The sequence below is a fragment of the Massilia sp. CT11-108 genome (assembly GCF_047302915.1).
Taxonomy (GTDB): Bacteria; Pseudomonadota; Gammaproteobacteria; order Burkholderiales; family Burkholderiaceae_D; genus Telluria; species Telluria orientalis.
Map to the genome: position 1 here is coordinate 1 of NZ_JBKYMO010001122.1, position 677 is coordinate 677.

1 protein-coding gene and 1 pseudogene are annotated in these 677 nt (G+C 67.7%); one reads left to right on the plus strand and one right to left on the minus strand.

From position 1 onward, the window contains the following. Positions 1 to 108 (plus strand): annotated as a pseudogene (locus tag ACEN88_RS33520) (DUF480 domain-containing protein); the annotation flags it as partial. Here ACEN88_RS33520 and ACEN88_RS33525 read toward each other — a convergent pair. Then, the coding region (locus ACEN88_RS33525) for a hypothetical protein (RefSeq protein WP_413346655.1) at positions 68 to 677 on the minus strand (610 nt) is incomplete at its 5' end. The pseudogene ACEN88_RS33520 and the gene ACEN88_RS33525 overlap by 41 nt on opposite strands.

The window sequence follows — 677 nt, forward strand, 5'->3', positions numbered from 1 at the left end:
TCGACGGGCACCCGCGTGGCGCAGCTGGAGCAGGAAGTGGCCGCGCTGCGCAGCGAAGTCGACGAACTCAAGGCGCAGTTCGCGGCGTTTCGCCAGCAGTTCGAGTAGTGCTCGCGGGCGCGGGCTCGTCTGCACCCGCGTCGAATTGCACGAGGGCGTCGTCCGGCCAGCCCGTGTCGCCGATCGGCACCATCATGTTCCAGCCCTGCGTTTCCAGCGTGCGCGACCGTTCGCCGTCGCGCAGCACCGCACGCCCGCCCGGCCGCGGCGCCAGCGTGCCGTAGTTGAAATCCTTCTTGGCGCACCAGTCCGACGTCAGCATCAGCGTGTTGATGGCAGCCTTCGCCATGAACGGCATCTGGTCCTTGACGATGGCGATGGTGACGCGGCACTCCAGGCGCAGGTCGCCGAGCCGGCGGACGTTGTCCGGCAGGCCTGCCGTGCGCACCTCCGGATGTCCCGTGTACAAACCGTTCTTCTGGTTCAGGATGAACGTGGCGTCGGCATCGTAGGCGGCCTGGTTGCGGCCGACCGTGAGCAGGCCGACGGCATCGATGGGGACGTCTTCCTGGAAGCTCCCGTCGTCGCTCGCGAGCCGCAGCCGCAGGCCCAAGCCCGCCTTACCCGGCCCCCCATACGCGCACACGACTAAAACCCAATAACACCGCCGACGAATA